Below are 25878 nucleotides of genomic sequence, written 5' to 3' on the forward strand. Positions count from 1 at the left end.
AAAATTCGATGAGAAAAGAGAAAAATTTCGCTTCCGCTAAATCCCCTAAAAAAGCAAACGGCCGGCCGGGCTCCGTGTCCCAACTGACCGGCCATTCGAGGCGTCTCTAGCCTCCGTTCAAGGCAGCCCATACATTTTGGATAAAGGAGTAAGCAAGCGCGACCGCCATCGATCCTACCGAGATAATCACGTATAAACGAAACGGGTTTTTAATGCGGCTGGGGTAATGGTCCAGACGTTTGAGCGTTGATACCCCTTGGACGACGTCGAAATGATGAATCGCATCGTTAAAAGCCTTCCGGTCCTCCATAATCAACGTTCGGCTCGGCTGCGTAGCGTGCAGGGCGACATCTTCGTACGGATTGTATGGTTTGCTTTTCATAACTAAGCATCCCTCCCGTTCCCATTCTCCTCCCACTGTATCCCTATTTTATCAAACTTAACCACTCCCGGCAAAAAAAGAACAGCCCTTCGTTCGGCCACGTAGACCGCGAAGGGCTGTTGTTTATCGGATCGGCACCATTAGGGCGCGGTCTCCAAAAATTTCAGGTTCGGATTTTTCTCCATCGCCGTGCGCAGCGCGTATTCGTTCTCGAACAGCGCGACGTAATTGTCCTTCTTATCCTTCACCAGCTGCGAGTTGATCCGGAACTTGGCCGGATCGATGTCGTCGCCGACGAGCCAGCGCGCGAACTGGTAGGTCATCCGGGACAGCTGCACTTCGCTGCTGTACTCCGCTTTCATCCGGTATTCGAACACCTCGAATTGGAGCTGTCCGACGACGCCGAGAATCAAATCCTCGAAGCCGATCGTTTTGAATACCTGAATGGTGCCCTCTTCGGTCAGTTGGTCCACGCCCTTCTGGAACTGCTTGTGCTTCAGCGCGTTTTTGACCGTCACCTTGGAGAACAGCTCCGGGGAGAACGTCGGCAGCTCGTCGAATTCCAAGCCGCCGCCTTGGCACAGCGAATCCCCGATGCGGAAAATACCCGGGTCGAACAGCCCGATAATGTCGCCTGGATAAGCGTCCTCGACGATATCGCGGTCCTGCGCGAGAAATTGCTGCGGCTGCGCCAGCTTGATGTCTTTGCCGACCCGCACGTGCTTCACCGACATGCCCCGTTCGAATTTGCCGGAGCAAATCCGCAGGAAAGCGATCCGGTCGCGGTGAGCCGGGTTCATGTTTGCTTGAATTTTGAAAATGTAGCCGGAAAACTTCTCGTGCAGCGGATCGACCAAGCCTTCGTTGCTTTTGCGCGGCGTCGGTGTCGGAGCGAGCTGCAGAAAATTCTCAAGGAACGTCTGCACGCCGAAATTGTTGATCGCGCTGCCGAAGAATACGGGCGTCAGCTCGCCCTTCTGTACCTTCTCATAGTCGAATTCATCGCCCGCCACATCGAGCAGCTCCAAGTCCTGCACCAATTGGTCATAAAAAAATTCGCCTGCGATTTCTTTCACGACCGGGTCGTCATAGCCGCTCACTTTGCGCACTTGAATTTCTTTATGATCGTCGCCTTGGAACAGCTCGACCTGCGTCAGCTTCCGGTCGTACACGCCGCGAAATTGTTTACCCATCCCGATCGGCCAGTTCATCGGATACGAGCGGATACCGAGCACCTGCTCCAGCTCTTCGAGCAGATCGAACGGATTTTGGCCCTCGCGGTCCAGCTTGTTGATGAACGTGAAGATCGGAATGCCCCGCTTGCGGCACACCTGGAACAGCTTCTTCGTCTGGGCCTCGACCCCTTTAGCCGAGTCGATCAGCATGACGGCGCTGTCGGCCGCCGTTAGCGTCCGGTACGTGTCTTCGCTGAAGTCTTGGTGGCCCGGGGTGTCGAGAATATTGACCCGATGTCCTTCATAATCGAACTGCATCACACTGGAGGTGACCGAAATCCCTCTTTGCTTCTCGATCTCCATCCAGTCGCTCGTCGCATGGCGGTTCGCTTTGCGCCCTTTGACCGTACCGGCCAGCCGAATCGCGCCTCCGAACAGCAGCAGCTTCTCGGTCAAGGTCGTCTTCCCCGCGTCGGGGTGGGAGATGATAGCGAAGGTGCGCCGCTTCTGTACTTCTTCTTTTAATTTCTCGGATAATCCGGTGCTCATATCGGTTAATTCCTTCCTCAATCTTATTCGGTGATGCGGTCCGGAAGCTGCAGCAGCTTCATGTCACCGCAGGTTTAAGTCAGCTTGACGGTCCAGTCGGCTTCCTTCAGCCACGTTCCCGATTCGAACGCCCGGCCGCGCAGCGTCACTTTGTCTCGATATACCTGCACATACAATCCTTGGGCCTTCTCCTTGGCCGCATTTTGATAATTGCGGTTCAGCACGCGTCCGACCGAGGAGTTATGAAAATAGTGAAAGCTTTCTTTGGCGTAATGCTCCACCGTGCCTTGAAAATCCTGATGCCGGTGCCCGCAGAACACGAACACGTTTTTGTAAGGCTTCAGGAGCTCGCGGAATTTTTTCGCCGGAATCAATTGGTGCGATCCTCCGTCTTGTCCGGCAGGCGGCAGCGGCTGATGGGTCATGATAAAGACGGGCTTGCCGTCCTTGTGCGAAGCCAGCCGTTCCTTCAGCCAATCCAATTGTTCGTCGGAATACCATGCCCCTTCACTTACCTCGGGCTTCTCCTGCACATAAGCCTCCTGCGACAGCAGGATCAAGTGGTACCCTTTCTCCCAAGCGTCGTGATAAGGCTTCGACAATCCGAAAAACTTCTGGAACCGCTCGCGCGATTGCCAGTCCGTTTTGCCGTTGGGCATCGTCTCTTTATTGAAAGCCCCTTTCCGGTCGATCCAAATGTCATAATAATCGTGGTTGCCCATGTTGGCGTAAACCGGAGGCAGCTTGTAAGCGGACAACGTCTTTTTCAACTCTTTGTAGTCCCTCTCCCGCCCGTAGTCGGTTACGTCGCCCGTCAGCACGAGCGCCTCGACCGGCGATTCGAACTGCTTCATATCATCAAGCACTTGCTTCAAATGCCGGACCGTGTTAGGATCGTCAGGCGATACGTGCAAATCGCTGAGAATCATGAACGAGAACAACGGCGCTGTCGGATTCCCCGCCGCCGGATCGGGATTCGTCACCCGCTCCGTCTTTGGCAGCACGATGTCACCCGACGCTTGTGCCCCGCCGACCGCCTGCCGGTCGACCGATTGCTGCAGCAGCTTGATCAGTCCTGCGAGCACCGCCCCGATCATGACCAGAAGTCCGAGCATCCAGCGTATAAAAGCGCGTCTGGACATGTAAAGATCCCCCTTGCGTTAGCCGGCACTGTACACTCCATCATACCATATTTCAAGAGGTGAAAAAAAGACACAACATGCGCCAGCAAAAAAGAGCAGAACCCGGCGCAAACCGGATCTGCTCTTTCGATTTTTTTCGACTGGCGATTACATCTGCGTATGTCCCCAGGTGACCTCGCCTTCGTCCTGCCCGTTCACCGGCCACCAACGGAAGCCGTCTTCGGCAACGAGTTGCTGCCCCTGCTCCGGTCCCCAAGTGCCTGCCGGGTACAGATGCAAGTCATCCGTACGCTCACCCCAGGCGGAGGCGATTTTGTCGACATATTTCCATGCCAGCGCGACCTCGTCCCAGCGGGTGAAGTACGTGGAATCCCCGCGGGCGGCGTCGTAAAGCAGCCGCTCGTACGCTTCGGGCGTATTCAGCCCGATCTGGCAGCTCTGGCAGAAATCCATCGCGACCGGAACGATCGTTCCTTCCGACCCCGGCTGCTTGGCATTCATTTTGAAATAAATGCCTTCCACCGGATTGACGCGGAACACGAGCAGGTTCGGCTCCAGCTTATGCTTGCGCGACAAGTAAACGTTGTTCGGCACGTTCTTGAACTCGACGACCACTTCCGTCGTTTTCACCGGCAATCGTTTTCCCGTACGGATATAGAACGGAACGCCGGCCCAGCGGAAGTTGTCCACGAAGACGCGGGCGGCAAAATACGTCTCCGTCGTCGACTCGGGGTTGACCTTGTCTTCGTCGCGGTAGCCGCGCACCTGCTCGCCTTTGATATTGCCCGCGACATACTGCCCGCGCACCGTATTGGCCCGCACCTCCGCCGCCGTCTGGAAGCCGCGCAGACTGCGGAACACCTTCACCTTCTCGTCGCGGATATCCTCCGGATGCATCCGGCTCGGGGGCTCCATCGCCATGATGGCCAGCATCTGCAGCATGTGGTTTTGTCCCATGTCGCGCAGCGCGCCCGAATGCTCGTAATAGCCGCCGCGTTCTTCCACGCCTACGGTTTCGCTCAGCGTGATTTGAATGTTGGCGATGTACTTATTGTTCCACAGCGGCTCGAAAAAGGCATTCGCGAACCGGACGACATTGATATTCTGCACCATTTCCTTGCCGAGGTAATGGTCGATGCGGTAAATGTCCTGCTCCTCGAACACCTGGCGGATTTCGGCGTTCAGCTTCTCCGCGGACGGAAGATCGTAGCCGAACGGCTTCTCGATCACAAGCCGGTGCCAGCCGGCCCCTTCGAGCAGTCCGCCTGCCTTGAGATTGTGCGACACATTGCCGAACAGCTCCGGCGCCAAGGCCAAATAAAACAACCGGTTGCCGCCGATGTCGAATTTGACGTCGAGCCGGTCGGTCAGCTCACGGAGCTGACGGAAGCCGTCAACGTTATTAATGTCCAGCGACATGTATTCAAAATGCTCGGCAAACGCATCCCATTGCTCGTCCTTCGTCACGTTATAGCGTGCGAATTCCTGAATCGATTCGTAGACGTCGTCGCGGAACTGGTCGTTCGTGCGCGAACGCCGCGCGAGGCCGATTACCGCAAATCGGTCGCCCAGCTTACGCTCACGGTACAGGCTGTAAAACGCCGGGAATAACTTGCGCCGGGCCAAGTCCCCGGTCGCTCCGAAAATCAAAAACACGGCACTCGTCATGGCTTCAGATCCTCGTTCTTTCTATAGAGAATAGGAGATAAGGAACGGCAGTTGTTTCCTGTCCGTTCCCTTTACCCCTTTAGCATATCGAAAACCGCCGAGAGATTCAATACTCTGTCGAATGCAAGCGCGTTCACGGAAAATAGGCATATGCTTATGGGACATTTATCCCGTACAACCGGCACAAATGCCGCATAGTCTGAAGTGTAGAAATCAACTTCGGAGGTGACCCTCGCGTGAGACCGATTTATCCGATTAACGAAGAACAATGCAGGCCGTATTACGGCCAACCGGTTTTCATTATATTGAAGGACGGTACGGAGCTTGTCGGCACGCTCAGCCGGTTGGACAAAGGAAAGCTCTATTTTAACGAGACGGCGGCCAGCCTTCAAACGAATGCAAGCGCGTCTGCCAAAAGCAGGCGAAGCGGAGCAAGCCGCAGCAGTCTGAGAAAAGCCCGCAGCCAAACGAAAAAATTCGACAAGGCGACAACAACCGCCGCGAGCGAAGCGCTCCCCGTCCCTTATCCCAACTCCGAGCTGTTTGGCGGCCCGTTTGAATTGGACATCGACAACGTCGGGGCCTTGATCGTGCCTGACTGACGCGGCCGAACAATGGCCCGCCTGCGCAGCGCAACAAGCCAAGGCTCTCGCCGCTATCGTGCAGGAGAGCCTTGGGGCTGGCAGCATCTGCGGCTAGCCCAGCCGCTTCATCATCATATAGCAGCGAAGCCTGGCGTCGTAGTGAACCGGATCGTAGCCTTTTTGTACATAGAAAGTTTGAGCTTGCGTATTCGCATCGTCCACCCATAGCACCACTTCGCGGCATCCCTGGTTCCCCGCCGTACGCTCCGCCTGACGCATCAAGCGCGTGCCGATACCGCGGCCCTGAAACTTCGGATTCACCGCCAGCATATCAACAGACAGGCGCTTATCCCGATCCACGCGCAGCGCGATAAATCCGACCGGCAAGCGTCCGGCCGCGGTATCGACGTAAGTGACACAGGATTTGAGTCGTTTGAGAATATCCGTACGGCTTACGCGAAGATCGGGTACCGTTTGCCGCGCAAAGGGAAGGAGCAGCTTTTCCACCAATCCGTATATAATGCCGTCGTCCTGCCGGGGAATACGTTTTCGGAGCATGGCTAAGACCGCCTTTCTGCGCATAAAGTTTAAGTACTTTATCGTATGACAGGCGGTGTCGGAACGTTAAGAAGAAATGAATGCGGGGCGAAAAAAAACATGCGGTTACTTTTTGTATTTTTTGCCGACAAACTTCATAAACAGCACGCTGACAAGCAAAACGGCGGCGATGACAATCCATTGAACCCAATTCATGTGCTGACGCGAGCTCCTTTGACAGGTTTTGGTTGATAAATCATCATACTTCATCCTTTTGCAGCGTGTCAAGCATGTATCCGTTTACGGACGGAAGGTCTTCCGCTATAATGTAAAGAAAAATGTTCCATTGACAGTGAGGTGATCGGGCATGATCGCTCCGATTCAGAGCGTGATTCGTTCGTATCAAATTCATAAGCAGTGGTTTGCCTTGGAAGACCGGCACAGAAGACAAGATGACTTAACAGGCAAACGTTACCGCGGACGACCGCAGAAAGGAACAGGACAACCCTCCTATGCGTTCGACCGCTTTGCCGAACGGGCGGCAGGGGATGCCAGAACTATCGTCACGGCGGCTGGCGCCTTGAAAGAAACGGCGGATAACGCCAGGGCCGCCCTGCAGAGTAACGGCGCATCGCTCCGTCTGATGGAAGGGCTTGTCGGCGGCTACAACGAGCTGGCGAACGCCCTGTCCGAAGCCGGCGTCCTTCTGCGGCCCGCATGGAGAAAACAAGGGCTCGCCGCCCCTGCCGAGGAAGAACTTGACCGTCTGGGCGTGGTCCCGCAGGCCGACGGCACCTTAAGCTTGGACGAGCATAAGCTGCTGACGCAGCTCGACAGCGGGGACAAGCATGCGAATGCCGTGCTTCAGGACATCGACGGTTGGATATTGCGCCTGACGCAGGCGGCTGCCGCCCTGCATGCCATCCCTCCGGCGGACCTGCTGGAGCGGCACGATACGGAAGCCCGCGCCTTCGGCCACTATACCGCACTGCCGGGCAAAAGGCCGCACAGCTATTGGCCTGTTCCGCCACTCACAGGTATTCTTATGAATGTTCGTTATTAAGAAGCTTTGTTCGTGCATCAAGAAGACTGGCGTCCGCTTCGCACCGCCAATGCGTGCCGGATGGCGGCAGCCTTCACCTTTTCCTTGCGCTCGTGCTCCGGCAGAGCAAAGAAACCGTCCAGCTTGTATAAGGCGAGCAGCGCTTCCTCGGCCGCGAGGCGCGCTCCCGCCTCCTGCTGCAATAAATAAAATGCGACCTGGTAGCAATACACTTCGTACCGCTTCAACAGTTCCGTTTTTTCCCCGAACGTTAATGGAATGCTGGTTTCATTCCGGTCTTTAACGGCTAATCCGTTCATCCGGCTCTCATCTCCTCTCCTTGATGTCCACGATCCGTTGTATATATTTTACTATTCCTATGATCCGACAAACGGAACGAATTCTTCGACTTGAACATCTATATTTATATAGACGAAGGAAACGTGTCAAAACTTACATTTATTAAGAAAACTTTAAAATTGAGTATCGCAAAAGGCTCCAAAATACGACATGCAAAAAAAGCTCCCAAGCAGGCAATCCCGACATCTTCGGGGCCTCTTGAGAGCTTATTACCCTGATATTACTCGACCAAACCGTGCTTGTACGCATAAATGGCGGCTTGCGTGCGGTCCTCCACCCCAAGCTTTGCCAAAATGTTGGTGACGTGAAACTTAACCGTTTTGACCCCGATGAACAGCTCGTCGGCCACGTCCTGATTGGACTTGCCTGCGGCAATGAGCCGGAGCACCTCCATCTCGCGTTCGGTCAATTCTTCATGCGGCTGCGCAGCCTGCTTCGGCCCGCGGAAGCGATTCATCAGCTTGGAAGCGACTTGGGATTCCAGCACCGACTGGCCTTTAATGGCCGAGCGGATCGCTTGGGCGATTTCGGCGGCACGCGACGTTTTGAGCAAGTAGCTGAACGCTCCCGCTTCGATCACCGGGTAAATCTTTTCGTCGTCAATAAAGCTGGTCAGCACGATCACCTTGCATTCCGGGTGCTGCTGCAGCAGACGCCTGGTCGTCTCGATGCCATCCATGCCCTCCATGACCAAATCCATCAGCACCACGTCCGGCTTGTATTCCAATGCCAGCCGGATGCCTTCCTGTCCTCCGCTCGCTTCGCCGACCACCTCGATATCGTCCTCCGTGCTCAGCACGGCGGCAAGACCGATACGAACCATTTCATGATCGTCGACCAGCAACACTTTAATCGTCGTCTCTTCCAATCTCAAGTCCTCCTTCCGCCATAATCGGAATGCGAATCTCAATGCGCGTTCCTTTGCCGGGCGCCGTGATTAAGTTGAGCGAGCCGCCGATTTCGTTCACCCGCTCCCGCATCGTCACCAGCCCGTACGAAGCCTGTTTTTTCATATCCAGCTCGAAGCCGACGCCGTTATCCCGAATGAGCAGCCGCACCGCATCGCTTGACGGCTGGGTCAGCTTCACCTCCAGCTTTGTCGCTTTGGAGTGGCGAAGCGCATTGGACAACGCCTCCTGTACGATACGGAACAGGTGATCCTCAATCCCGTTCGGCAGCTTGATGTCTTCGGTCAGCTCGCAGTCGATCTGCATCGGCACCTTCGAAGACAGCTCCTGCACCAGCTCGATCAAGCCTTCGGCCAGACGCTTCCCTTCCAGATGGACGGGACGCAGGTGAAGCAGCAAAGCGCGCATCTCCGACTGCGCTACCGAGGCCATTTCCTCAATGAGGAAAATTTGTCGCTGCGCTTTCTCGAAATCTTTGTCCAGCGTCCGGCCGACGGCCGTCGCGGTCATCGAGATCGCGAAGAGCTGCTGGCTCACGGCGTCGTGCAGCTCCCTCGCCAGCCGCTGCCGCTCTTCCACGATGGCCGAATATTTCGCTTTTTGCGCCAGTTGGGCATTATTGCTGGACAGGCGCTGCAGCGAGGATACTTGCTCTTCCCATTTTTTGGTGATCGCATTCAACTGATCGCCGAGCCGGCCGATCTCATCCTCGCCGAGCGGCGGCACCGAACGGCTCAGGTTGCCCTTCTCCAGCGACAGCATCACCTCGCGCAGCGTCTCCAGCCGGTGCTTCATCCGGCTGCTGTGCCACAGGCCGTACGAGCCCCCGACCGCTGCAACGATCGCAATCAGCGTCAGGCTCATGCGCACGCCTTCCTGCCATGTTTCGAAAGCATTCAAATAGCCGTTTGACTGCAGGAAATAGACGATCACGGCAAACAAAACAAGGCTGAGCCCGATGGACTCCGCCATGCTTCTCCATATCATGTTGGTTAACCGCTTATCATGTCCGTCCATTCCTGCCGTCCTCCGTGCATCAAACAATTTTAATATCAATATCGGCTACGATATACGAAATTTCCAGCTTCACCTGACGGTCCGCCGTCCAGTAATTGGGCGACTGCCACACCATCTTGTTCAGCACCCCGGCCTCTTTGTCATACCCGATGCTCGTTTGCCCGAATAAGACGGATGCCGTGACAGACAGTCCCACATCCTCCGGAACGATCAGATCGATATCGGCGATGACCCCCTGCAAAATAATCGTCGTCTCCTTCTGCTCGTGGATCGCGTAGGTCAAATCCATCTGCAGCTCCCCCAGCACGTTCCAGATCGACATGTTGCGCAGAACCCAGGGCTCCCGTCCCCACCGGATGCTGTCGATGACGCTTTGCTTGCGGTAATGCTGTTCGCTGCGGTGAATTTTACGCGATTTATTGTAGAAGAAGCCGAGCGAAATGAGGATAATGGCCAAGATTAGCGTAAAATTGCCCCCTGCGAGCAGCAGCAGGCCGATAACCATCATGATGTAGCCTTTGCGCTCGGCGCCCGAACGTACCTTATACACTCCCAGCAAAAGCAAAAAGAGGGCAAGCACGGTGAAAAATCCGAGATGATTGTCCGCCAGAAGGAAAAGCCCTGCGCCGATCAAGACCAACGCGATGTTGCGGTTTCGTTTGCGGTTCATCCGTGTCGCCCCCTTTCCCGGTGAATTCTGGTTGATCCGGCAAAAGCCACAGCGCCTTACGGAAGGACGTCCATGGCTTTTGCCTTACATAGCATATCACAAGTGCCGCTTTTGCTCCAACAGCTTTTTCGTGAAGATTATTTCCCCTGCTCGCTGGACATCTTTTCTTTCAAAAGCTGCAGCTGATCGTCGATTTTTTGCTGCTTCGCCGGGTCGACCGACACGGCGCTGCTGTATACCGAACCCGCATAGCCACCGCCGACGTAAGGCTTGCGCGCGATTTCCGCTTCGACTTCCAGCGACATGATCTTCTCTTCCATGCGACGGAAGCCTTTTACGGCGTTGCCGCCTTCGATCACGTTGGTTGCCGTCACTTCGGCCATTTGCTTTTTGGCCTTCGCCAATTGAGCGCGGGAGATCAGCTCGCTGCGTTTGTTGCGCATTTGGTAGAACGCGTCTTTCATTTCATGCAGCTGCTGAACCAGCTCGGCCGCTTGCGCCTTGGCCTGCTCGTGCATTTCCGTGTACTCCGCGATTTTGCCCTCGTAGTACAGCTTTTGCTCCAAAGCTTGGCGTGCCGTCGCTTCCTGATCGTTCTTCAGCGCTTCCTTCGCTTGTCCTTCGTACTGCGCCGTCAGACGAACCGCTTCTTCCAGACGCTCTTTCAGCTTGCGCTCGCTGGCGATTTGACGGGCCACCGTCACTTCGGCTTGAGCGATTTCTTCTTCCATGTCGCGCAGATATTGATTCAACATGACGATCGGATCTTCAACCTTGTCAAGCAGCTCATGCAGCGATGCCTTCGTCATGTCTTTAATTCTAGAAAATACTCCCATTGTTAAACATCTCCTTTAGATGGTTTTTGATTTTGGTTTTTTTCGTATTGCGCCACTTTGCTGCGCAGCTCTTCGATTTCTTTCCACATCGCTTTTTTCTCGATATCTTTCATCATATCGTCCAGATCGCTGCTAGCGGTACCGCCCGGATTCGAGGAAGCCGCATATTCACCTTCATAGCGGTTGCCTTCTTGCGGCGGAACCCAGCCATGTCTTTGCGCTCTGCGGTAGTGCTTCTCAGCGCGTCTCCACTCTCTCCAGTTGGGATATTGGCCGCCAGGTTGCCCGTAGCCCTCGCCGCCGTAGGACGGTCCGTAGCCGTGAGGCCCGCCGGTCCAAGGCTCGCTTGGGATGACCAACGCTGCCAGGAAGTACAACGGAATCACGACGCCTCCGGAAAAGAAAGCCGTTACCACCACGATAAGACGAAGCAGTGTGGCATCAATGTTCATCGATTCCGCGAGACCACCGCACAGGCCGGTTACTTTGCGATCGGAACGGGAACGGTATAGTTTGCTCATGATTTATCCCAGCCCTCCTGTTTCAGTTTCGTCCGCAGTTTGGCCAGCTCTTGTTCCAGCGCTTGCGATGCCGCACTGCCTACGGCGGACCATGCTTCACGGACTTGGCCCCTCACTTCCCGCAAGGTGCGCGCGGTCAGTTCCATATCGGAGACCCGCTCGTCCAGCCGGTCGAACATCCGCGGATTCGGACCCGTGCCCATCGAACGCAGCCTTTCGTTCATCCGCTGCTGCAGCCTAACGGACTCCAGCCGCGCGATATAGTAGCTGCGTTTCGAGGCGATTTCATCGAAATCGGCCTTAAGCTGTTGAAGCTGCTCCTCCAGCTCGACGATCCCCATCTTGCTTTGATCGTACAGCGCCCGGTACTGCGTCGCTTTTTCCTCCTGCTGCATTTTCTCTTGAAGCGCGATGCGCGCCACTTCTTCCTCGCCGGCTCTCAGCGCCAGCATCGCTTGCTGCTCGCGGCGCTCCTTGAGCTGCTCCGCCGATACGTACTGCTGGCGCAGCGAAGCGGCGTGAGACAGGCACTGCTGCAGCAGCCGTTCGGACTCGCGGATTTGCTCCGACTGGGACGCAAGATATTTATCGATCAGGCGAACCGGGTCTTCCGCGTTTTCCAGCATTTCGTTGAAGTGCGCAACCGTAATATCCCGGAATCTTTTTCCTAAACTCATGCTTTGCTCAACCACCTTTTCTCCGAATTTCAATCCGTCGTTTGTTTTGATTTAATATACCGATTTGTTACGCAGCAGCGAGATGCCGTAGCAGATCAAGCCGATGGCGATCAGGATGGCGAACAGTCCGGACAATTTACCGAAGAGGAACAGGCCGCCAAGGATGATCAGCCCCCACCCGATGATCGTTTTTCCGTTTCTCAGTCCTACGAATCCGAGCCCTACCATAGCTGCCGGGAACAAGAAGCTCATAATATGGTGCCCGAGGTGAAAGCCAAGCTTGTTGCTCAGGATCAACGCTCCGAAGAAGATCAGAAGGAACGCGAGTCCGGTATGCCGGTTCATTTTCATGGATGACTCACCGCCTTTCGTTTTTGTTGTCGTTTTGCTTATGTCTTTATTCTAGGTGAATCCGCCATTTCCCAAAACGGACCTGCGGCGGTTTTTGGAACTGGACCTAAGTCCAGTACGTCACCCGGCCTTGGACAAGAGGAGACCCCGCCTTATGTACAAGGAATTGCTTGTGCTTGTCCCCGCGGTCTCCTCTCCAAAACAAAATCCCCAGCTGCCGGTTTTCAGCGCTGAGGATCGATTGTACATATTCGATTGTTATACCCTTCTTTGCGGCCGTTTTTCAGCCTTCCTTATTAGGAGCGTCGATTCCGCCGAAAGCGAGGCCATACCCGTCGCAATCCTGAATAACGAACTCTTTCCACGGACCGCCGTCCGGATAAATGACAGGCTCGCCGGAGATCACGACATCCTTGCTGCGGAACTCCTCGTACAGACTGTCCAAAGCAGCCCAGTTTTCGACGTAAGCGTATACATCATACGCCCGGATTTCCCCCTGTGCTACGGGGTTGGGACGCACCGCCGATCGGTCCGGCGCTTGCAGCAGCTTGAGGGCGATTCCTTGAAGGCCGTCCCGCTCCGCCCACCAATCCGTTACATTAAAGCCGAGCCGCTCCCGGTAAAATTGCTGAGAACGCTTAAGGTCCGATACCAATAGAACGGTAAGGGAGCTGCCGATTTGCTTTTGGTTTGCCATAGCATCCATCCTCCGGTTCCAATCTATAATCCGTAAACACACGAATGTATATTCGTGTGAGCTTGTTGAGAAAGTGGTCTAAGCAAAAATAGAGAAACATACGGAGGTGGGGTATCCGCTGGAGAAGCGAATAGCGGCCGCCTTTGTCTTCGGGAAATGTCCGCTAGTAAGCGGCTTCCAATCAAATTTCCCGAAGACAAGAGTGGTCGGAAGTGGATACCCCACCCCTTCGTTACCTCTATAATCCCGTTTGACCACTTTCTCAACACTCTGACACGAATGTATATTCGTGTGTCCCCTTCAAAATCCTGCTTGTTTTGGGCCCACTTACAACAAAAAAAGCCCGCTTCGAATGCTAGCCTCGAAGGGGCCTGAACTTGTCTGTAGAAGAAGTTAGAAAAAGTCGGGCAAATAGGTCTGGCGTGAGGGAATGAGCCGCTCCAGCGATTCGCACACCTCCGTCGTGCCGGTAAGCCTGCCGATGTCCATCAAAAAGGATGGACGTTGGTACCCTGTCAGCATAGCGGCAAGCGTCTGGATCGTGCAGCTGGCGGCCGGCAGCTCGGGCGAAGCGTCTGCGACAGGCGTTACACGCGCCGTCCCCGACTCGTCCACCTGCAGCAGGAACCAACCGTTGTTCCATTCCGCTTGCTCGTCTTTTACCTCCAGCTGCAGCGACCATTCTGCCCCCGAAGCGAACGGATACTTGGTCAAAAAGCCGGCCACATCCACAATCCGCGCCATGAAATAAGGCACGATCTCTTGCTTGATCCGGGGATTATCCAGCAGAAACGGCAGCCTGTCGTCAGCAGGCGCCTTCATCACCAGCTTCTCCAGCATCGAGTCGTGGTCGGCCAAGAAGCGCCATAAAGCCAAGCAAGCCCCATGATGCAGATACACCAGCTCGTGAACCTTAAGGATATTGTCCTTTACCTGATAATATACGTAGCCCGCAGGCTGATTCTCCGCATCATAATATACGGCTACAGTTCCTTGCGTATTGCCGAAAATGCGATGCTGCCACCAGGATTCGTTTCGAATAAGCGTACCATTGTACCTGCTGGCGTAAGCCTCGTAGATCCCGTTCAGCAGCTTGATATCGTGGCCGGTCCGAACGATCCGCCCCGGCTGCGGGCCCAGTTTTGGAAGCTGTTGGACGGAGATTTCATACGATTTATACTCAGCATACGTCTCCCAGCCATATTTACGGTAGAACGAGAATTGAAATGGATGAAGGAACGACACCGTCTGGCCCTTCTCCCGCATTACCCGCAATCCGTGCGATAGCAACTTGGCCACCAGACCGCCGCGCCGGTATTCCGGCCATGTGACGACGCCTGCGATCCCGCCCATGTCGAACGCCTTGCCTTGAATCCAAGTCTGAAAATCGAAAATCGTCATTTTCGCCGCGAGTGTATCATCCACATAAGCTCCCCACATTTGGTTCGAATCGAGAAGTGTCATCCACTTCTCCACTTTTTCGGGAGTAAGCTCGTATTGAAAGGCGAATGCTGACATTTGCAGGCTGTCCATAAAATGCACATTCGGAATATTGCGAATCTCCAACTGCTGGTTCACGCTATCCACCCTCTCCGCTTTTTTACGGTGACCGGGGACTTCGTCCGGTACTCCGCTTATCGGCGCTTCTTATGCCTTCGCACCTTGTCTCGGCCATTGTAGCCCAATTTTCCAACAAATTCTACCTCTAATTCCTTTTTACTTGTTTTCGCTGGAAGCCGTGGGGGACACAGCACAAATCGCGGCAATGAGTTGTCCCTGATTCGTCCGGTACAGACAGGGTACTGTCTCCTGTTCGCAGACAGCTGTATTTTTCGTTGAATAATCGGGCATACGTCCAATCAGCACCCGGTATTCGTTCATATCATTTAACATGCCTTCTGAAAGGGGGATGTCACATGAGCCACGTTGGCGGATTCGGCTTTACTTCCACTGGTGTTATTCTAGTGCTGTTTATTCTGCTCGTCATCGTTTCCCGTTCATTGTTCATTTAATGCACCGCCCCCTTGTCAGGTATTTTACTCTGGCAGGGGGTTTTTACTTCAATCTCCGATCTTCAAAACCCGCACCAACTCGCCCCGCCGGGCTCCTCGCCCGCCCGCCGGAAGACAGATTAAGCAGTCGGTCTCTTTCATGGAAACCATGATGCTGGATTTATCGCGACCGGCGGGCCTCACACGGATTGTCCCATGTTCCACACGCGAAGCTCCGCGGATATACCGGGGATATGCCGATCCTTTATCGTAATCGGCATCCAATATTGCTGTCGCTGCGGAAGGCAGCGGGTCGGGAGCCTCTTGCGAGGCGCGCAGATAGGGGCGTACCAGCAGTTCGAATCCTACATAGCAAGCTCCGGGATTGCCGGACAAAGCAAATAACGGCTTGTCCCGCCAAAGACCGACTGATGTCGGACTGCCCGGACGCATCGCGATCTTGTTAAAAAGCAGCTTGCCGTCCCATCGGCCGAACAGCTCGGCCAAAACATCCTTATCTCCTACCGACACGCCACCGGTCGTTATCCACAGGTCCGCCTGGTCCGCAGCGGCCAGCAGTTCCCGTTCCAACCGGTCCGTTTCGTCTGGAAGAAATGGCATCAGCAGAGGCACTCCGCCCGCCTGCCGTACCTGACAGGCCAGCATATAGCCGTTGCTGCCCCGGATTTTCCCCGGTTCGAGCGGCGCGTCCACAGGGAGCAGCTCGGAGCCGGTAGAGAAGATCGCTACCCTCGGCCGCTTGTACACCTTCACAAGGCTATGGCCGAAGGCGGCCAGCACCGCCGTTTCCCCCGGTCCGACGATGCAGCCCTTTTGCAGAAGCTGCTCCCCGGCAGCAGCCTCTTCTCCTACCGGGGTCACATTGTCCCCGGGATTCATCGCTTTGCAAACCGCCACCGTGCCTCCAAGGCCGATCTCCTGATGCACCGCATCGGTCATCTCCAGCATCACAACCGCATCCGCCCCTTCGGGAACGGCAGCTCCAGTCATAATTTTGGCCGCTTGGCCCGGGCCGATCGTCTTCACCGGCACCGAGCCGCAAGGAACCGTTTCCACCACTTCTAAGCAGACCGCCGCCGCAAGGGAAGCGCCAGCCGTATCCGATGCACGCAAAGCATAGCCGTCGACACCCGACCTCCGAAAATGCGGCAGCGGGCTGCCGGCGCAAACATTTTCCGCCAGCCGCCTGCCGTAAGCCTCGAATAGCGGCACCTCTTCCGTCTCCTGAAGACGGACATGCTGGAGTACACGCCGCTGCGCCTCTTCCAGGCTGATCGTCTGTCGCCCGAATTTCAAGTCGTTCATGCTTCAACCCCCGATCTGCGACATGCGCCGGGAGGTAGGCGTATGACTATGCTGCTCGCTCAGAAGCGCTTTAGCCATCTCGTGGCTTTCCGGCTTCACGTCCAGCGCCCGAAAGAACAGCTCGGCCAGCGCCTGATCGTCACCGATATAACGGCGCACATTGAACTCGTCGGACCAGTACAGGCAAGGCTTGATGTTGCCGTCCGCTGTGAGGCGCAGCCGATTGCACGTCTCGCAGAAATGGTCGCTGACCGGATGAATCAGCCCGAACGTCCCGGCCGCCCCGGCGATCCGGAAGTTTTGCGAAGGCCCGTTCCCCAGAACCGCCCCCTCTAGCGTCTCGACCTGCCATCCTGTTTGTTCGCAGCGCTCCAGTACCGTATTTAGCGAAATATATTTCGTTTTCCAGCCGTCATCGTTATGTCCGATCGGCATATATTCAATAAAGCGCACGTGGAGGCTGCGCTCCAACGTCAGCTTCAGAAAATCTTCGATCTCGTCGTCGTTCAAGCCCTTCATCAGGACGACGTTCAGCTTGATCGGATCGAGCCCGACCCGGTACGCCGCTTCCAGACTCGCCAGCACACGCGACAAATCTCCTCCGCGCGTAATGAGAGAAAACCGGTCCGACCGCAAGGAATCGAGGCTCACGTTAATTCTTGTGAGCCCGGCTTCACGCAGCTTTTCCGCCCGCGAAGCGAAATGGATCGCATTTGTCGTCAAAGCGATATCGTCAATGCCGTCGATCGCGCTCAGCATCCGCACGAGCTGCTCCAGGTTTTTGCGCACGAGCGGTTCGCCTCCGGTCAGCCGCAGCTTGCGAACTCCGTACCCGGCGAGCACCCGCACCACTTCGGCGATTTCCTCGAACGTCAAGAGCTTTTCCTCCGGCTCGAATTCCATACCTTCTTCCGGCATACAGTATACGCAGCGCAAATTACACCGGTCCGTCACGGAAATTCGAAGATAGTCATGAATACGGCCGAAACGGTCCTTCAATATCTGTGACATCCTGCATGCCCCCCGTTTTAGGATATACCCCCCATTATGTCACAAAACAGACCCGTCTTCCATTAACAAAAATCACAAAAACGGCTAAAACCTTAGTCGTTTGCCGGTAAGCCTCTCATATTCGTCCGGATCGTTAATATTCCGGATAAATCCCGTGGAAATCCCCTTCCGCTCCAGAAACGATTCGTCCGCCACCTGCAGAGCAACCAAATCCAACAGCCTCATCAACCGCAGATCGTTCGCAGCCAACAGCCGCTCCGTCTCGGGGAGACAGCTCTTGAGGTACACGCCGTGCAGCGGATGGAGCCTTCCGTCGATTTTCGCAACTACAGCATCTGCGCCAACGCCGTTCCGCAGCTCCGAGAGGGCTTTCGCCGCTTCGGCGTCGGCCCACGGCATATCGCAACCGACGATCCACAGCTCCTCGTACGAGGCCGCTCTCATAGCTGCTTGAAAACCGGCTAGCGGCCCCCGGCCCGGCTCCAGGTCGGGAATGATCCGCACCGGAGACTCCCCGGAGAACGTACGGACGACGGCCTCGTACCGTTCCGGCTCCTGCGTCACGACAAGCAGCTCCGCGCACAGGCTTCCAAGCTCGGCCAACTGTCTGGCCAAAAACGTATCGCCTTCGTACATAAGCAGCGCTTTGCTTTGTCCGCCCATCCGCCGATTTTGCCCGCCTGCCAAGATTACGCCTGTCATGGCTTGCTTTTGTCCGCCGTACCGCTCCATCGCCTTCATTCCTTCCGTCTTTCCTATCTTATTTAGCAGCCTTATAATCTACTTCGTTTCCATTCCTTGCATACGCCTCATGCCTAGCCCTTACAGACGTGCCCACCATGCGCCCCATCCTTCAGTTCTACGCCTGTTCTCTTCCCTTCGGCACCCAAGCGTCGTTATCATAGCCTCGCAGCTCCCAATACCCGATGTGCTCTTTATCGATGAGCTCGATGCCCTGGAGCCACTTGACCGATTTATACGCGTACATTTGAGGAACGACCAGCCTTACCGGGCCGCCCAACTGCTGAGGAATCGGCTTTCCGTCCATCAAGACCGCCACCATGACGTCTTCCATCCGTGCCTGTTCCAGCGACAAACAATCCGTATAGACGCGGTCCCCGGAATAAAATTTGGCGAACTTCGCCTCGTTCCTTACGTTGGCCAGCTCCAGCAGCTCCTTAAGCGGAATTCCCTCCCAAGTGACCTTGTACACCGACCAGCCCGTCACACAGTGAAAATCGCTGACCTGAACCGTTCGTTTGAGCTCCAGAAACTGCTCCCAATTCCAAGCATATTCCCGGTCGACAAGTCCGGTAAGGGCGAACTTCCAATCCTCGCTCGAAAAAGCCGGGATCGGCGTCACCGTATATACCCGAAACTGCCCTTGTCCGCCTCCACCGAGCGGAGGATTGGATTCCGCAGACGGAACCGGCGGCGGCAGCATCCGGTTCGCATCCTCCCGGGCTAACCGCTCAAGCTCCGCGCCTCCCGTATCGGAAGCGGACATCAGCCACCGGTAAAACGACGGTCCTAAACCGAACACGAGCAGCAGACCTGCCGCCGTACGGAGGAACGCGGCCCTGGAGATCGGAGCGTTCCTGAGCATCTGTACGATTCTTCCGGGCTCGGACGACGGTACGTCGTCCGCTTCCGTCGCCTCTTCTTCCACGTGGTTTTCCGGCCGATTTTGGGCCGCTTTGACCCACCGGCTTCGGGAGACCGAATGGTAGATGGCGTAAGGAACCCCTACCCAGGTAAACAGATCGTGGAGCACCAATGCGGCGTTGCCCCAATCGGAAGGCAAGCTTCGCACCAGCCAAAGCAGCACGCCGGTGACACTCCAGCCCGCGAGCAGGAACAGAACGAGTCCCAAATTCCAACGCTGCGCCGGCTTCGTCCACAGCTGCTTCCAATGCCGGGGGAGCAGCGGCAAATATAGCGCAGCCACCACCATTGAAGCTGCACCGATCCATAGATGTCCTTCCTTCAGCCACACACGGCCCGCTCCCAGTGCCCGTACCGGCTCCACAAACAGCAATATCCCGGTCACCACAAGCAGCGCCAGCAGCCATGCGTTCCAGCGGTGAAGCTTGACCAGCCTTTTTCCATACGGCACGCCGGAAAGCCAATTCGTCCATACCCGTTTCGGTTTCATTACACAGCCACCTTTCGCTTTACGTCTACTTGAGAATACGCATGCTGCGGGCTTTCCGGTTTGCCGGGGAAGGTTTTTTATGGACAAAGGCAAAAAGGGCCCGAACCCGTCGGTTCAAGCCTCTAGTCTGCCATCAATTCAAGTACCCCATAATAATGCCGGCCGTCTCTTCAATAGCTTTATCCGTTACGTTGATCACCAAGCATCCGACCTGTTTCATCAACGCTTGTGCATAGCGGAGCTCTTCATCGATTCGCTCCATCGCCGCGTACTTCGCCCCGAACGGCAAACCGACCGCTTTCAGCCGCTCTGTCCGAATTTTGTACAGCTTGTCTGCGTCCATCGTCAAGCCGACAATCCGGTTGCCCGGCACCAGAAACAGCTCCTTGGGCGGTTTAACCTCCGGCACGAGCGGCAGATTGGATACTTTTATCCCTTTATGCGCCAAAAAGATACTCAGCGGCGTCTTCGACGTCCGCGAGACGCCGATCAAGACCAGATTCGCCTTCAGCAGGGCGCTCGTATCGCGCCCGTCGTCGCATTTGACGGCGAACTCGATCGCTTCTACGCGGCGGAAATAATCCTCGTCCAATTGATGAAGCAAGCCCGGTTTCCGCTTCGGTGCATCGCCCCACGTATCGATGAACGCCTGCATCATCGGTCCCATGATATCGACCGCACGGACGCCCAGTCGGACCGCCTCTTCCTTCATCATTTCCCGAAGCTCCGGCTGTACCAGCGTATACGCCACAAATCCGCCGCGTTTGGCCGCCTCTTCCATAATGGTACGGATTTCATCCTCGGTTTTGATATGGCCAATCCGCTTCGTTCTCACTTGGTGGGCGTCAAACTGGCGAATAGTCGCTCTAACGACCGCCTCCGCCGTTTCCCCGACGGAATCCGAGCAGATGGTAATCTCGTACTGTTGCTCTTCCTTCATCCGGTTTTCTTCTCCTTTGTCCATGAATGCCCTAACGGTCCATCGCCAGATCGACCAGAATGTTCGTCATAATCGTTTTTGTCACCCGTCCGACAACGTCCCACCGGGATCTTCCGCTCACCTGGGCAGCTTTGGATTCCACGACGACAGGCAGGCTGTCGACTTGATGATGAATCATCTTCCGCGCGGCGTCGATCACCGACTCGTCAGGGGAGACATGGATGACGTTCGGCTCGCGGGTCATGACCATGCTGACCGGCATGGAAGCCGCATTCGTATTGCCGAGCGTGAATTTAAGCAAATCTTTACGGGAAATGACGCCGGACAGGCAAGCCTCGTCATCCACGACGATCAGGCTGCCGACGTTTTCCATAAACAGCATCACGACCGCGTCGTTGACGGAAGCATTTTCCCGGACAACGACAGGAATCGATTGGACATCCTTTACCTTCATGCCCAGCAGCTTGCGGGAAACCTGGGAGCCCGGCGTCATGGCAGAGCCCGGCGTATAGCCCACCTTCGGCTTGGCATCCACAAGCCCGAGCATGACAAGCAGGGCCAGGTCCGACCGGAGGGTTGGGCGGCTTAAACCTAACATCTCCGCTATTTGTTCGCCCGTAATGGGCGCGTGTGCCTTTACCAATTCTACGATCTGCAGTTGGCGCGCAGTCAGTTCGATGACCGGTCCCTCCTCACTCAAAGCAGCCTTTGCGGTTTATCGCTGTGCCGCATTCCAATCCAATTGTACCAAAAATAGTCCGAAACTCATAGAACCGTTTTTCATTCGAAGGTTCCATTTTCAATCTAGCGCACTACTCAATTCATTTCAAGTATTTATTGCGCATTATTTATTTATTAATTATACTATATATGTTGAAACGTGACCATTTATTTTATAGGGGGCTGAGCTGGTGGAAAGGGAATTGGCACTTGAGATCGTCCGGGTAACGGAACTGGCGGCGCTGTCCGCGGCAAGATGGATGGGCCGGGGCGATAAGATTCAAGCCGACGGTGCGGCGACGACCGCCATGCGCGCCATGTTCGATTCCGTTTCTGTCCGCGGGACCGTCGTCATTGGAGAAGGAGAAATGGACGAAGCGCCGATGCTGTATATCGGCGAACAAGTAGGCAACGGACAAGGTCCAGAGGTGGACGTGGCCGTCGACCCGCTCGAAGGAACGGAGCTGGTTGCCAAAGGATTGAACAACGCGCTGGCCGTCATCGCCATTGCCAACAAAGGCAATCTGCTGCATGCGCCGGATATGTATATGGAAAAACTGGCTGTCGGACCGGCTCTTGCCGGCAAGCTTAGTTTGACGGACCCGCTCGAAACGACGCTTCAACGGGCCGCCGACATTTTGGATAAGCCGCTGAGCAATCTTACGATTATGATTCTTGACCGCGACAGGCACCGTAAGCAGATCGATACCCTTCGTCAGGTCGGCGTACGGATTAAGTTTCTTAGCGACGGCGATGTCGCAGGGGCTATGGCTCCCGCTTTATCCGAATCCGGCATTGACATGTATGTAGGTTCTGGCGGCGCACCCGAGGGTGTGCTGGCGGCCGCGGCGCTGCAATGTCTGGGTGGGGAGCTGCAAGGAAAGCTTCTGCCTTCCAACCAGGAAGAATACGACCGCTGCATTGCCATGGGACTTGCTGACCCGCACAAAGTTTTGACCATGGAGGATATGATCGGCCGGGACGACGTTATTTTTGCCGCAACGGGCATTACCCCCGGCGAATTTTTAAACGGCGTCCGCTATTTGCCGGACTCCCGGGCGGAGACACATTCGATCGTCATGCGGGCAAAAACAAAAACGATCCGATTCATTCAATCGATCCATTACTTGCCTAATAAAAATATTCTTAACGATATCGGATAACCCGGTATTGAACTATTTTCTTCCTGTGTTACTATTACCATAAAGTAACTATTCGACACGGAAGAAGGTTTGCGCATGAGTATCTTATTTTATACCGCTGTCGGGTTGATCGCTGCCACCTTTGGGAGCCTGGTCGGTCTCGGCGGCGGTATTATTATTGTGCCCGCTCTCGTTTATTTAGGCCCCGCGTTCGTCGGACAGACGATTTCGGTACCGACGGCGGTAGGCACTTCGCTGGCCGTCCTGATCTTCACGGCATTGTCTTCGACCCTGACCTTCGTCAAGCAGAAAAGAGTCGATTTCAAAAGCGGTTGGCTCTTGTTCATCACATGCGGCCCGGGAGCCATGCTCGGCTCGTATACCACGCAATTTGTCAACGCCAAATCGTTTCAGCTCAGCTTCGGCCTCTTCATGCTGCTGATGGCCATACTGCTCGTGCTGCGCGACTACTTGAAGCCGTTGAACATGAAGTGGCACATTCAGCGCACGTATACGGACAGCAATGGCAATACATATCATTACGGCTACAGCGTACTGCCCGCTTTGATCATCGGACTGCTGGTCGGATTCATTTCGGGACTGTTCGGGATCGGCGGCGGTTCTCTATTCGTGCCGGCGATGGTGCTTCTTTTCCGGTACCCTCCCCATGTAGCGACAGCGACCTCCATGTTCGTTATCCTGCTGTCATCCCTTATGGGCAGCTTTACGCATTTTAGCTTGGGAGAAGTGAACCTGTGGATGGTTTTAGGCTTGGCACCTAGCGCCATTGTCGGAGGCTGGCTCGGCGCCAAAATCGCCAGTCGGCTGAGCAGCAAAAAACTGCTTTGGGTATTGCGTATCACCTTCGTTATCGTATCGTTCAAAATGATCTGGGAAGGCTTGGTCTTTGCCTGATTCATACCCATATATTTTTATGCGCCGCGGCGTTCGTGTCATCATTTTCATGAGTGGATAATTCGTCTCTCCTTATCCCAAACTAAGGTAACGTAATCCTGTTGCCCAAAGGAGACTAAGCCCCCATGAAAAAGCGAACGCCTGCGGCCTTTTTGCTTTTATCCGCTCATCGGTTCATCCCGCTTCGAATCAGAACCAGTTTATTTTTGTCCAATTTAGCCTTATGTTTGGCTTTAACGGCATGTACGCCTGCCGCAAATTCACCGCAAGCGATGCCCCCGGAGATCGGGCCTGTCGAAGCTGCACCTCGGAGCACGGCTAAAGCAACGGAAACGGGCACCGGCAGCCCGCTGTCTCTGGCTGGACCTCCAGCCCCTTCAACCGTGCAGCAGGTTCCGCCCCCTCCGGCGCCGCCTGCCCCTACTCCCACACCGGCGGTTGTTCCGCCGGCGGAGGTCAAGACGCAGAAGAAGCCCAAATCCAAATCTAAGGAGCCTGTCGCCAAACCGTCCAAAGAAACATCTGGTCAAAGCCAAAGGCTGTCTTTATCCCAGCTTGTGCGCAAATATCCGGAGCTGTTGCTGCTGCGGGGGTCAGCCGCCTCCGGGCAGGTCGCTTTAACGTTTGACGATGCCCCAGACACGACATTTACTCCGCAAGTTTTGGATGTATTGAAAAAATATCAGGTTCGCGCCACTTTCTTTTTAGTCGGCGCCCAGGCCGAGAAGCATCCGGAGATGGTTAAGCGAATCCTCCGCGAAGGCCATGTGATCGGCAATCATTCGTACAGTCACAAGCTATTTACAAAGCTGTCCGACGATTTGTTTCAGTCGCAGGTGCTTCAAACCCAGCAAACTTTAAAGCGGCTGATCGGATATTCCCCCCGCTTGCTGCGGCCGCCCTATGGCGAGATCAGCGAAAGCCAATTGTTGTGGGCATCGGAACACGGCTACCGCATTGTGAATTGGAATGTCGACTCGCTTGATTGGAAGCAGCTTGGGCAAGAAAAAGTAACTTCGAACATTCTCACGAACGTTAAGCCGGGTTCCATCATCCTACAGCATTCTGGCGGCGGGCCAGGGCAAGATTTGAACGGTACCGTCAAAGCGCTCCCGACCGTCATTCAGACTTTAAAATCCCGCAACCTGAAAATGGTTACCTTACCTGAGCTTTTGAAGGTATCCAAGCAATTGGATTGAGTAATGCCTTCTACCATCAGAACGGTTCAACCTTAAAAAGGGACGCCCCTCGCACTAGCAGAAAGGCATCCCTAGGATTGTTATTTGTATAGGCTACGTTGCTTTAGGCTTGCACAGCTTCCAGCCAAGCGTTGGCAATAAGCGCGTGGCCTGCCGGTGACGGATGTACGCCATCAGGTGCCCAATAGGCCGACGGGGCTTTGGTACTTGCCGCTGCGAACAGCCCGTCTAATGGCACGTACAGCGTTTCAAATTCCCGAGCGAGCTCGCGAACGGCGTTTATTTTCGGGTCCAAATCCTCTCTCCATCGTTTCCGGTCTTCCGGCACCGGCAGCACAAAAGGTTCGACTAAAATGAGCTTCGCATCAAGCTTCTCCTTGGTACGAACAATCAGATCACGGTATCCAGCCGCAAACGCTTCCACTGAAGTCGGGTCGTTTCGATCATAACGCCGCCATGTATCGTTTATTCCGATATAGATCGAAACCCATGTCGGCTTCAAATCGAGGCAATCTTCCTGCCAGCGCTGCTGCAAATCCTTTACCCGATTGCCGCTGATTCCGCGGTTGATGAATTGGACTTGTTTCCCAGGATATTTGCTGGCGAATAACGCGGAAGCGATGAGCGCGTAGCCCCGGCCTAAATCCGCTCCGGTTTCCCTGTTTCTTCCGCAATCCGTAATGCTGTCTCCCTGAAACAAGACAACCGCCCCATCTTCGATTTTTGTCATGACCTATTCCTCCAACATTTAGGATATATAGTTCTTCTTCTAGTACCATACTAAAAGTTACCGGATTTGTATATCGCAATGTGAAGAATCGACAAAAGAAGTTGAGGATACAATAAATCATTCTCCAGAGCATAAAAAACAAGCTCAATACAATAGAAAATAAGCCTTAAAGATCTTTTTGGGATCTTTAAGGCTTATTTATACCGATGAGAGGACTCGAACCTCCACCCTTTCGGACTCGATTTTGAGTCGAGCGCGTCTGCCATTCCGCCACATCGGCAAGTGGCGTGCCCTAAGAGATTCGAACTCCTGACCTTTTGATTCGTAGTCAAACGCTCTATCCGGCTGAGCTAAGGGCACACATTTTAAATTGTTGGAGTGGTGCCGAAGACCAGACTTGAACTGGTACGGTAGTCACCTACCGCAGGATTTTAAGTCCTGTGCGTCTGCCGATTCCGCCACTCCGGCGAAGAAAGAAAGTTGGAGGCGCCACCCAGATTCGAACTGGGGGTAAAGCTTTTGCAGAGCTCTGCCTTACCACTTGGCTATGGCGCCATATGGAGCGGAAGACGGGATTCGAACCCGCGACCCTCGCCTTGGCAAGGCGATGCTCTACCCCTGAGCCACTTCCGC

Annotated in this window: 28 protein-coding genes and 5 tRNA genes; 6 read left to right on the top strand and 27 right to left on the bottom strand. The window is 55.0% G+C overall.

Annotated features, from left to right (window positions below; all coding sequences use genetic code 11):
* Nucleotides 1–106 precede the first annotated feature (106 nt).
* The 4 genes from KQX66_RS34415 to zwf all read right to left on the bottom strand — a co-directional run bounded on the left by KQX66_RS34415 (nucleotide 107) and on the right by zwf (nucleotide 4916).
* Nucleotides 107–382, bottom strand: coding sequence for a hypothetical protein (locus KQX66_RS34415; protein WP_216798059.1), 276 nt, complete (start codon nucleotides 380–382; stop codon nucleotides 107–109).
* A 140-nt stretch (nucleotides 383–522) separates the two neighbouring features.
* Nucleotides 523–2106 carry a peptide chain release factor 3 gene (locus KQX66_RS34420; protein ID WP_216798060.1) on the bottom strand — a complete coding sequence of 528 codons (1584 nt, stop codon included), beginning with the start codon at nucleotides 2104–2106 and terminating at the stop codon, nucleotides 523–525.
* A gap of 74 nt (nucleotides 2107–2180) precedes the next feature.
* Nucleotides 2181–3248 carry a metallophosphoesterase family protein gene (locus KQX66_RS34425; RefSeq protein WP_216798061.1) on the bottom strand — a complete coding sequence of 356 codons (1068 nt, stop codon included), beginning with the start codon at nucleotides 3246–3248 and terminating at the stop codon, nucleotides 2181–2183.
* A 147-nt stretch (nucleotides 3249–3395) separates the two neighbouring features.
* Complete coding sequence (gene zwf / locus KQX66_RS34430; RefSeq protein ID WP_216798062.1) at nucleotides 3396–4916, bottom strand: glucose-6-phosphate dehydrogenase; 1521 nt, start codon at nucleotides 4914–4916, stop codon at nucleotides 3396–3398.
* 236 nt (nucleotides 4917–5152) lie between these two features.
* On the opposite strand from zwf, the gene KQX66_RS34435 reads away from it, so the two are divergent.
* On the top strand, nucleotides 5153–5518 hold the full coding sequence (locus tag KQX66_RS34435) for a hypothetical protein (RefSeq protein ID WP_216798063.1): 366 nt from the start codon (nucleotides 5153–5155) through the stop codon (nucleotides 5516–5518).
* Between the two features lie 93 nt (nucleotides 5519–5611).
* Here the strand turns inward: KQX66_RS34435 and KQX66_RS34440 are convergent, their stop codons facing one another.
* Nucleotides 5612–6058, bottom strand: coding sequence for a GNAT family N-acetyltransferase (locus tag KQX66_RS34440; protein ID WP_216798064.1), 447 nt, complete (start codon nucleotides 6056–6058; stop codon nucleotides 5612–5614).
* Nucleotides 6059–6404: 346 nt separating this feature from the next.
* On the opposite strand from KQX66_RS34440, the gene KQX66_RS34445 reads away from it, so the two are divergent.
* Nucleotides 6405–7100: a hypothetical protein gene (locus KQX66_RS34445; RefSeq protein WP_216798065.1), complete on the top strand. Its 696-nt coding sequence runs from the start codon at nucleotides 6405–6407 to the stop codon at nucleotides 7098–7100.
* Nucleotides 7101–7117: 17 nt separating this feature from the next.
* Here the strand turns inward: KQX66_RS34445 and KQX66_RS34450 are convergent, their stop codons facing one another.
* From KQX66_RS34450 to KQX66_RS34495, 10 genes are all read right to left on the bottom strand, one after another.
* On the bottom strand, nucleotides 7118–7399 hold the full coding sequence (locus tag KQX66_RS34450; RefSeq protein ID WP_216798066.1) for a hypothetical protein: 282 nt from the start codon (nucleotides 7397–7399) through the stop codon (nucleotides 7118–7120).
* 260 nt (nucleotides 7400–7659) lie between these two features.
* Nucleotides 7660–8307, bottom strand: a complete 648-nt coding sequence (locus KQX66_RS34455) for a response regulator (RefSeq protein WP_216798067.1) — start codon at nucleotides 8305–8307, stop codon at nucleotides 7660–7662.
* A complete protein-coding gene (locus KQX66_RS34460; protein WP_216798068.1) occupies nucleotides 8288–9364 on the bottom strand; it encodes a sensor histidine kinase in 1077 nt (358 codons plus the stop codon). The genes KQX66_RS34455 and KQX66_RS34460 overlap by 20 nt, the downstream gene beginning before the upstream one ends.
* Before the next feature lie 19 nt (nucleotides 9365–9383).
* Entirely contained in the window at nucleotides 9384–10034 is a 651-nt protein-coding gene (gene liaF / locus KQX66_RS34465) for a cell wall-active antibiotics response protein LiaF (protein WP_216798069.1), read from the bottom strand.
* Between the two features lie 137 nt (nucleotides 10035–10171).
* Nucleotides 10172–10870, bottom strand: coding sequence for a PspA/IM30 family protein (locus KQX66_RS34470; RefSeq protein WP_216798070.1), 699 nt, complete (start codon nucleotides 10868–10870; stop codon nucleotides 10172–10174).
* Nucleotides 10871–10872: 2 nt separating this feature from the next.
* Nucleotides 10873–11391, bottom strand: a complete 519-nt coding sequence (locus KQX66_RS34475) for a PspC domain-containing protein (RefSeq protein WP_216798071.1) — start codon at nucleotides 11389–11391, stop codon at nucleotides 10873–10875.
* The gene (locus tag KQX66_RS34480) at nucleotides 11388–12068 is read right to left on the bottom strand and encodes a PspA/IM30 family protein (RefSeq protein ID WP_216798072.1); all 681 of its coding nucleotides are present in this window, start codon (nucleotides 12066–12068) and stop codon (nucleotides 11388–11390) included. Before KQX66_RS34480 ends, KQX66_RS34475 begins: the two co-directional genes overlap by 4 nt.
* A 51-nt stretch (nucleotides 12069–12119) precedes the next feature.
* Nucleotides 12120–12419 (bottom strand): LiaF transmembrane domain-containing protein, encoded by a 300-nt coding sequence (locus KQX66_RS34485; protein ID WP_216798073.1) that lies wholly within the window; start codon nucleotides 12417–12419, stop codon nucleotides 12120–12122.
* A 283-nt stretch (nucleotides 12420–12702) separates the two neighbouring features.
* Nucleotides 12703–13116: a VOC family protein gene (locus KQX66_RS34490; protein ID WP_216798074.1), complete on the bottom strand. Its 414-nt coding sequence runs from the start codon at nucleotides 13114–13116 to the stop codon at nucleotides 12703–12705.
* Between the two features lie 393 nt (nucleotides 13117–13509).
* On the bottom strand, nucleotides 13510–14694 hold the full coding sequence (locus tag KQX66_RS34495; RefSeq protein WP_216798075.1) for a GNAT family N-acetyltransferase: 1185 nt from the start codon (nucleotides 14692–14694) through the stop codon (nucleotides 13510–13512).
* A 338-nt stretch (nucleotides 14695–15032) separates the two neighbouring features.
* On the opposite strand from KQX66_RS34495, the gene KQX66_RS34500 reads away from it, so the two are divergent.
* The gene (locus KQX66_RS34500; RefSeq protein ID WP_216798076.1) at nucleotides 15033–15128 is read left to right on the top strand and encodes a YjcZ family sporulation protein; all 96 of its coding nucleotides are present in this window, start codon (nucleotides 15033–15035) and stop codon (nucleotides 15126–15128) included.
* 48 nt (nucleotides 15129–15176) lie between these two features.
* Here the strand turns inward: KQX66_RS34500 and KQX66_RS34505 are convergent, their stop codons facing one another.
* The 6 genes from KQX66_RS34505 to KQX66_RS34530 form a co-directional block, all read right to left on the bottom strand.
* Nucleotides 15177–16433, bottom strand: coding sequence for a molybdopterin molybdotransferase MoeA (locus KQX66_RS34505; RefSeq protein WP_216798077.1), 1257 nt, complete (start codon nucleotides 16431–16433; stop codon nucleotides 15177–15179).
* Nucleotides 16434–16436: 3 nt separating this feature from the next.
* Complete coding sequence (gene moaA / locus KQX66_RS34510; protein WP_216798078.1) at nucleotides 16437–17444, bottom strand: GTP 3',8-cyclase MoaA; 1008 nt, start codon at nucleotides 17442–17444, stop codon at nucleotides 16437–16439.
* A gap of 84 nt (nucleotides 17445–17528) precedes the next feature.
* Nucleotides 17529–18185, bottom strand: a complete 657-nt coding sequence (gene mobA, locus KQX66_RS34515; RefSeq protein WP_216798079.1) for a molybdenum cofactor guanylyltransferase — start codon at nucleotides 18183–18185, stop codon at nucleotides 17529–17531.
* Between the two features lie 118 nt (nucleotides 18186–18303).
* A complete protein-coding gene (locus KQX66_RS34520; protein ID WP_216798080.1) occupies nucleotides 18304–19599 on the bottom strand; it encodes a molybdopterin-dependent oxidoreductase in 1296 nt (431 codons plus the stop codon).
* A gap of 133 nt (nucleotides 19600–19732) precedes the next feature.
* Entirely contained in the window at nucleotides 19733–20539 is an 807-nt protein-coding gene (locus KQX66_RS34525) for a pyruvate, water dikinase regulatory protein (protein WP_010500068.1), read from the bottom strand.
* 31 nt (nucleotides 20540–20570) lie between these two features.
* The gene (locus tag KQX66_RS34530) at nucleotides 20571–21239 is read right to left on the bottom strand and encodes a helix-turn-helix transcriptional regulator (protein ID WP_010500069.1); all 669 of its coding nucleotides are present in this window, start codon (nucleotides 21237–21239) and stop codon (nucleotides 20571–20573) included.
* A gap of 211 nt (nucleotides 21240–21450) precedes the next feature.
* Between KQX66_RS34530 and glpX the strand changes: the two genes are divergently transcribed.
* The 3 genes from glpX (at nucleotide 21451) to KQX66_RS34545 (ending at nucleotide 24515) form a co-directional block, all read left to right on the top strand.
* Nucleotides 21451–22422, top strand: coding sequence for a class II fructose-bisphosphatase (glpX, locus tag KQX66_RS34535; protein ID WP_216798081.1), 972 nt, complete (start codon nucleotides 21451–21453; stop codon nucleotides 22420–22422).
* 75 nt (nucleotides 22423–22497) lie between these two features.
* Nucleotides 22498–23316 (top strand): sulfite exporter TauE/SafE family protein, encoded by an 819-nt coding sequence (locus KQX66_RS34540; RefSeq protein WP_216798082.1) that lies wholly within the window; start codon nucleotides 22498–22500, stop codon nucleotides 23314–23316.
* Between the two features lie 125 nt (nucleotides 23317–23441).
* Nucleotides 23442–24515, top strand: a complete 1074-nt coding sequence (locus KQX66_RS34545) for a polysaccharide deacetylase family protein (RefSeq protein WP_216798083.1) — start codon at nucleotides 23442–23444, stop codon at nucleotides 24513–24515.
* Nucleotides 24516–24618: 103 nt separating this feature from the next.
* Here the strand turns inward: KQX66_RS34545 and KQX66_RS34550 are convergent, their stop codons facing one another.
* The 6 genes from KQX66_RS34550 to KQX66_RS34575 form a co-directional block, all read right to left on the bottom strand.
* Nucleotides 24619–25245, bottom strand: coding sequence for an SGNH/GDSL hydrolase family protein (locus tag KQX66_RS34550; RefSeq protein ID WP_216798084.1), 627 nt, complete (start codon nucleotides 25243–25245; stop codon nucleotides 24619–24621).
* Between the two features lie 201 nt (nucleotides 25246–25446).
* Nucleotides 25447–25525, bottom strand: a tRNA-Leu gene (locus tag KQX66_RS34555).
* Between the two features lie 3 nt (nucleotides 25526–25528).
* Nucleotides 25529–25605 (bottom strand) — tRNA-Arg (locus KQX66_RS34560).
* 19 nt (nucleotides 25606–25624) lie between these two features.
* A tRNA-Leu gene (locus KQX66_RS34565) sits at nucleotides 25625–25713 on the bottom strand.
* A gap of 13 nt (nucleotides 25714–25726) precedes the next feature.
* Nucleotides 25727–25800: transfer RNA gene (locus tag KQX66_RS34570), tRNA-Cys, on the bottom strand.
* A gap of 3 nt (nucleotides 25801–25803) precedes the next feature.
* Nucleotides 25804–25878: transfer RNA gene (locus KQX66_RS34575), tRNA-Gly, on the bottom strand.

It is taken from the genome of Paenibacillus oleatilyticus (assembly GCF_018998565.1).
Taxonomy (GTDB): domain Bacteria; phylum Bacillota; class Bacilli; order Paenibacillales; family NBRC-103111; genus Paenibacillus_G; species Paenibacillus_G oleatilyticus.